Here is a 6,491-nt window from a genome sequence, read left to right on the forward strand (position 1 = left end):
AACAAGGAACAAGTGTCTACACTTGTTCCTTGTTTAGGGGTGAATACATTGAAAAAGGTTTTTTGTATTGGTGAGACATTAATTGATTTTATTCCTATTCAAAAAGAAAAATCTTTAAAAGAGGTTACTGGTTTTGAACGAGTGGCCGGTGGAGCTCCTATGAACGTTGCGATTGCAATTGCAAAATATGGTGGGAATTCAGTCATGCTAACCAAGATAGCTAATGATAATTTTGGTGATTATTTAATGGACGTGCTTCGAGGAAATAATGTAGACACTTCCTATATTATTCGAAGCGATGAAGGAGAAACTGGATTAGCATTTGTATCTGTAGATAATTTCGGAGAAAGAAGTTTTAATTTTTATCGAAAGAATACAGCTGATTTATTACTTTCACCAGATGAGGTGAAGTCAGAGTGGTTTAATCAAGGAGATCTGCTTCACTTTTGCTCAGTGGATTTAGTTGAAAGTCCAATGAAACAAACTCATATAAAAGTGATAGACAGATTTACTAAAATAGGTGGAATTGTAAGTTTTGACCCTAATGTCAGGCTTCCTTTATGGCCTGATGAAGAAAGTTGTCGGAGTACCATACTAAACTTCTTGCCTCTAGCTGATATTGTAAAAGTATCCGATGAAGAATTATATTTTATAACAAATATTAATAAGGAAAAAGAAGCTATTAAATCCCTTTTTGTCGGTAACGTGAAAGTAGTCGTATATACAAAAGGAAGTGATGGCGCAAATATTTATTTGAAAAATGGAGAGGAATATGAAGACAAAGGATTTAAAGTAATTGTTTCGGATACAACAGGGTCAGGTGATGCATTTATCGGAGGTTTCTTATCCGAACTAGTGTCACTTGAAGTATCTAATGAAAATCTATGTGAAAGAGTGAGTGAAAATCATCAACGATTACTTACTTTTGCAAATGCAAGTGGAGCACTCACTGCTTCCGTAAAAGGAGCTATTCAGGCAGCACCTGGAAAACGACATGTATTAAATTTTATTTCTACTCAACGGGCAACAACAAAGAGGGGGGAGAATGAAATTTTGTAACAAGTTTTAAACTACCTTACTGTGTTCATTATTTATAAGGACAATCATTCTCATATATTTGTATTCCGGTCAAAAAGGTCCAGTTGTAGGAATTATGATAAATGGAGACGTGGTGCGAGGAAGTTGCTTGTTTCTCAGGAGAGGTTTTATTCGTCCCTCAGTATGATGACCGAAATTCTCTGCAAGCTTTGGAAAATGGAAGTGCAACTAAAGAAGCAACTATCCGTGAGGAATATGAGTTTGATTCAATTAGCTGTTTAGTAGGAGAGAAATACGGGAGTGAAGTTCAAGAAAAGATAAAATAAATCTGCAATAGTGAACCTAATAAGAATGGTTCTTTGTGAACTAACGAGTGCGTTAGCTGAAGATCGGAGCTGTCTTTAAGGAAGCTTTCTCTTTATGCAACTATCGGTGCAACCCACTTAAAGAAGGAAACATGATTCTTTTGAGAATTTTTCTGTAGATAACTTATTGGGGGATTTGTAAATGGTTATTAAGGAAAGGGGAACCAATATCGTTAAGTCTTAGTTCTATAAAAAGAAGTAAAAAAGTCGATTCCTCATCAACCGTTTCAACCACCTGTATAAAATGATTTGCAAAAATATTCCTCATAAAAAAGCACGGACATTGATTTAACAATATTCGTGCCTTTATAGGATAGCTGGATTGAGACCAAGTAACATTTCTATGTCGGTTTATTAGTTTACTAATTGTAATTAATCCATTAATTATAGTTCATTAGAGAAAAATGTCATTGTTTGTGTACTCATTTCTAAGGCTGATTTAGCATAGCCAGTCTTACGCCAATGATTAATTATACCAATTGTTGCACTGGCACAAAATGTATAATAAAGCTCATAATCGATTTCACTTCGGACAGTTTTAGAAATGATTTCTTTAGGCAATTGCATATAGTGTTGGATGAATAATAAAGTAAATTTTGTTGGAATCTTCTCAGAAAAAAGAATGTCATAGAAATCTCTGTTATCTAATATATGTTGGAAGACATTCGTTAAACCGGCCTTCTCAAGTAAATAAATTCGATTGTAGGCCATTTTGTATTCTTCATTAAGTTTATTCATAATTTCGATCATATGTGTTTCAAATAAATCATCGATATTCGAATAGTGTGTATAAAATGTTGAACGATTTATTTCACTATGCTCACATAGTTTTGTGACGGTGATATCGTTGAAATCATATGTTTGAAGAAGTTGTAGTAATTTATTAAATAAATTTTTTTTAGTTTTGATTACTCGTAAGTCTTGTTTTTGCATGTGAAACCTCTTTTTAATCCAACAATATCACAAAAAACGTTGGATAACATACATTAAAGATTATGATGTTGTTCTTTATTTTACTATTATCACTATAATTCTAGTTAGATATACATTCTAGTAATGTATAAGTTGAGGAGGAACAAAAATGAGTAATGTAGTAGTAATTACAGGTGCAGCAACAGGTTTAGGTCGTGCCACAGCTTTAAAATTAGCGAAAGAGCAATATAAATTAGTCATTGTAGACTTTAACGAAATAGATGGGCAAAAAACAGCCGATATGTGCGTAGAATTGCCATTCCAATTTCTTCAGTTAATGTGACAGCAGCACTCGCAGCAATATTCGTTTGCATATTGTTTGGTGCAACACCTACAGCATAAATGTTTTTAGATTGATAATCCTGACCAATTGATTTCGTTAAACCATTCACAGCATGTTTTGTAACTGAGTATAAACCGTTATAGGCAGTTGGTTTGAACGAATTTGATGAAACTGTATTAATAATTGTGCCACCCCCATTTTCTAGCATCACAGGAATCACATATTTCACACCGAAAAACGCACCTTTAACATTAATGTTCATGATACGGTCATATTCATTTGAATCATATTCATGTACTAAACGGAATGGCACCATAATTCCAGCATTATTCAAGAAGTAATTAATTGTGCCGAATTTTTCAACAGCTTTTTCAACATATACTTTTACGTCTTCTTCATTTGATACATCTGCTTTTACAAAAATTGCATCAGCACCTTCATTTATCAACACCTCCAAATATTTCAGCAACAGCCGAAGAAGTCGCAGATGCAATGATTTTTGCTATGAACAACGGTAAGTTATTAACCGGTTCAACGATTAATTGTGCTGGTGGTCAAATCTTATTCTAAAATAAATAACTAAGCTTTAAATAAAGAAAGCTCTTTACCCAACTATTTTATTAAAAGTTAAAATATAAGCTAGAACCATTTTAATTATAAAGTTTTAGAGGATAGAAGAGCTTAAAGACATTTGCTCTATCTATTCTCTTTTTTTACTACAAATGTCCCTATTTGCAAATGCAATTGAAGGGGGCATACTCATCATCGTATGTCAGATTAATCTTTTGCTTATTAAATATATATTTTTACAGCATAATATATAAAATCACTTTATTTTCCAAAAATAAGGAGGTGCCAATATTGAAACCAAACTTAGAATTCATCTCTAAAATAATATGTGATGCATATAATGTTCCAATTTTTATTTTAAACAATAAAACGAATCATATTTTTAGAAATGGAGACCATCTGAAACATCCTCTTTTCCACTCAATAGAAGAATTTATAAACCGGCTCATTCAACCTGAAGATCAGCAAAATTTCCCCTTAATCAGAACAACAAACTATCTGGAAACGTTCGTTGTATTTCATTCGTCTTCAATCGAAACGATAATAATTGGGCCTTTTTCTTCCTACGAGATTACTGAGGACATAGTAAATGGTATTATGCATGACTATCAAATATCTTCTACTTATCAGCAAGAGTTGCTTCTTTATTACAGTCAATTAGAATGGCTAAACCAAAAACAAATTTTGTCTCTTTGCTTCCTGACACATTATTTAATATGCCAAGAACCGCTTGAAGAAGAGTTAGTCCGATCTCAATTAATGTATTCTGATGAAATTAAATCAACCCATATTGAACAATTAGTACGCCACCGTCGTCTTGAGGCTTCTTTTCATATGGATTATCGAGTCGAACAGAAAATCTGGCAATATGTAAAAGAAGGGGATAAGGAAAAGCTACTGCAACATTTTGATACAATCAAAATTGAAGGTGTGGGTCTGCTTTCGAAAAAAAGTCACCTTCGTAACATTAAAAATCAAACAATTATCTCGATTGCACTTGCAACAAGAGCAGCAATTGACGGTGGGCTTTATCCTGAAATTGCTTATACGATGAGTAATGTTAGCATTCAAAAAGTAGAAGAAACTTCCGAACTACAAAAAGTCTACTCGATTGGAGATAACTTCTTATATTCAATAGTTGATCGTATGAATGAAAACAGAGGAAATAATCATTCTAAAGTAGTTAAATTTTGTAAAAACTATATATTCAATCATATTTTCGAACAAATTTCTATAAAGGATTTAGCAGACATGGTTCATTTAAATCCCGTATATTTGTCACAGCTTTTTAAAAAAGAAACCAACAAACCGCTTGGAAAATATATTCAAGATGAAAAAATAAAAGAAGCTCAGAAATTACTTATCCAATCTGAACATTCTGTGACGGACATTTGTATGCTCCTTCACTTCAATAATCAAAGTTACTTTTCAAGCATATTTAAAAAATATACTGGATTAACACCAAATCAATACCGGAAAATCCACTCATTCATTTATTAGTTCTCGCTCTTACTCAATCGTGCATTTAAGTAAAAAGCCGCTAATTTATTAGGAATTAGCGGTTTTTATTGAATCATTTTATGTTACTCAGCAAAGACATCCATTAGAAAAGCTTGTTCACTTCTTTAGTGATTTAATCGTTTCAAATGGATTGACCTCTTCATAAAACGGGTTGAAATATTGGATTATCTACCTGAATAATAGGAAGCCTTTCACTCTATTTCATTATCTATGCATGAATGTTGACGCCACCATCTACATTTATTGTTTGCCCAGTTATGTGTCTAGAATCTTCACTTGCTAGGAACAATACTGCTGGTGCGATATCCTCATACGGCGTTCCAAATCTTCTGATAGCAGTTTGCTCGAAACCTAAATATATTGGATCACGTTGCTCTTCCGGTAGTTGATCGAGATACGCTTGGATAACATCTGTGATGGCTCCTGGATTTACCACATTTACATTGATATTATCAGGACCCCATTCACGGGCAGCTACCCTAGAGAGACCACGGATTGCTTCCTTAATAGCTGCATAAGCTGCATATCCCTCCTGACCTTGATCCCCAGATCCCGATCCAAAATTAATTACTTTACCGCCATTTTCTTTAAGATATGGATAACACAACTTCATAAAGTTCCATGTTGAAACGAGTCCAGTTTGATAGCTTATATCAAGTGTTTCTCTCGTATGCTCTAAGAATGAATGAGGCGTCTTAATAGCGATAGCCAAATTCACTAAAATATCTACTGTTTGATAATGTTCCACCGTAGCAGAAATAAATTTTTCTGACTGGTCAAAATCGGAAGCATCAAAAGCGTTTGCAAATACAACAGCGCCTTTACTTTTGCATAATTCGGCTGTTTCTTGAAGCCCTTCTGGATTGATATCGCATAAAGAAAGTTTTGCCCCTTCTTCCGCGAAGCGAAGTGCAATATACTTACCTAATCCGCCACCTGCTCCTGTAATAACGGCAACTTTTCCAACTAGTTTTCCCATTCATTCTTCTCCTTTTCTTCCTAACAAGTGCTTTATTAAACGTGGTAAAGCAGCTTGTAAGTCAGCTAAATAAACAAGATTTATATTACGGCTTAATTTTAATTTAATTCGTTATAAGGGAATATGTGTTTTTAAAGATTTTTATAATAATTTATAGGTTATTTATTTTTTATCATTTTAAAATCTTTAATTTATTTTACCTGGTTACGTAAGAAATAACCTATTAAAAATAGGTCAGTAGTTACCATCCACTTTGAAAGCTTAGCTTGTAAAGGAGTGTACTTAAACGAAAGGGTGCATTACTTCCTTCATTTGTACAAACTGAAATTGTTGAATATGAATAAATAAGTGACAACAATTTCTTATTGCACGGTTCACTGTAATCTATATAAAATTCAATTTTATGCGTTCCCAAAATCGTATTTGGTAACATTTTGTACTTAACGTTGTATATCTGCATGGTGCCATCCCTTATACAACAATCGGGCGCTTTAATTGAACAAAAAGGAGAATACATATTAGACATTGGATTTGAGTCAATATTTTGGACACTAAAAAGTTAAATCTTAAGCTGTATTCCTAATTCGATCTTCAATGGCTTGTGGGGTTTGATAACCCAAGCTGCTGTGAATTCTTTTTCGGTTATACCAACCTTCAATAAATTGGAACATCGCTAATTTAGCTGTTTGATAGTCTAGATATTGTACGTGGTTGACTTCTTCCTTCTTTAATAGGGCATGAAAGGATTCAATACAGGCATTAT

At 33.4% G+C, this 6,491-nt stretch carries 7 protein-coding genes and 1 pseudogene; 4 read left to right on the forward strand and 4 right to left on the reverse strand.

Going from position 1 to position 6,491, the window contains the following annotated elements:
• Window positions 1–48 precede the first annotated feature (48 nt).
• The gene (locus J7J00_RS24935; protein ID WP_214795557.1) at window positions 49–1,059 is read left to right on the forward strand and encodes a carbohydrate kinase family protein; all 1,011 of its coding nucleotides are present in this window, start codon (window positions 49–51) and stop codon (window positions 1,057–1,059) included.
• A gap of 49 nt (window positions 1,060–1,108) precedes the next feature.
• A pseudogene (locus tag J7J00_RS24940) lies at window positions 1,109–1,322 on the forward strand (ROK family transcriptional regulator); the annotation flags it as partial.
• Between the two features lie 465 nt (window positions 1,323–1,787).
• Here J7J00_RS24940 and J7J00_RS24945 read toward each other — a convergent pair.
• Window positions 1,788–2,336 (reverse strand): TetR/AcrR family transcriptional regulator, encoded by a 549-nt coding sequence (locus tag J7J00_RS24945; RefSeq protein ID WP_214795561.1) that lies wholly within the window; start codon window positions 2,334–2,336, stop codon window positions 1,788–1,790.
• Between the two features lie 148 nt (window positions 2,337–2,484).
• On the opposite strand from J7J00_RS24945, the gene J7J00_RS24950 reads away from it, so the two are divergent.
• Window positions 2,485–2,658 carry an SDR family NAD(P)-dependent oxidoreductase gene (locus J7J00_RS24950; RefSeq protein WP_214795563.1) on the forward strand — a complete coding sequence of 58 codons (174 nt, stop codon included), beginning with the start codon at window positions 2,485–2,487 and terminating at the stop codon, window positions 2,656–2,658.
• On the opposite strand, the gene J7J00_RS24955 is transcribed toward J7J00_RS24950, so the two are convergent.
• Window positions 2,585–3,109: an SDR family NAD(P)-dependent oxidoreductase gene (locus tag J7J00_RS24955; RefSeq protein ID WP_309487242.1), complete on the reverse strand. Its 525-nt coding sequence runs from the start codon at window positions 3,107–3,109 to the stop codon at window positions 2,585–2,587. The genes J7J00_RS24950 and J7J00_RS24955 overlap by 74 nt on opposite strands.
• Before the next feature lie 401 nt (window positions 3,110–3,510).
• Between J7J00_RS24955 and J7J00_RS24960 the strand changes: the two genes are divergently transcribed.
• Window positions 3,511–4,728 (forward strand): helix-turn-helix transcriptional regulator, encoded by a 1,218-nt coding sequence (locus J7J00_RS24960; protein WP_396020610.1) that lies wholly within the window; start codon window positions 3,511–3,513, stop codon window positions 4,726–4,728.
• A 229-nt stretch (window positions 4,729–4,957) separates the two neighbouring features.
• Here J7J00_RS24960 and J7J00_RS24965 read toward each other — a convergent pair whose 3' ends face one another.
• Together J7J00_RS24965 and J7J00_RS24970 are read right to left on the reverse strand one after the other, a co-directional pair.
• Window positions 4,958–5,728 carry an SDR family NAD(P)-dependent oxidoreductase gene (locus J7J00_RS24965; RefSeq protein ID WP_214795569.1) on the reverse strand — a complete coding sequence of 257 codons (771 nt, stop codon included), beginning with the start codon at window positions 5,726–5,728 and terminating at the stop codon, window positions 4,958–4,960.
• Window positions 5,729–6,294: 566 nt separating this feature from the next.
• Window positions 6,295–6,491 (reverse strand): integrase core domain-containing protein (locus tag J7J00_RS24970; RefSeq protein ID WP_214795571.1); only part of this gene is annotated, 197 nt, incomplete at its 5' end.

The sequence above is a fragment of the Bacillus sp. ISL-4 genome (genome assembly GCF_018613275.1).
GTDB classification, from domain to species: Bacteria; Bacillota; Bacilli; order Bacillales; family DSM-1321; genus Peribacillus; species Peribacillus simplex_E.

Coding starts and splice junctions, on each gene's coding strand:
- J7J00_RS24965 (WP_214795569.1), bottom strand. CDS start 5,728: ATGGGAAAACTAGTTGGAAAAGTTGCCGTTATTACAGGAGCAGGTGGC.
- J7J00_RS24945 (WP_214795561.1), bottom strand. CDS start 2,336: ATGCAAAAACAAGACTTACGAGTAATCAAAACTAAAAAAAATTTATTT.
- J7J00_RS24950 (WP_214795563.1), top strand. CDS start 2,485: ATGAGTAATGTAGTAGTAATTACAGGTGCAGCAACAGGTTTAGGTCGT.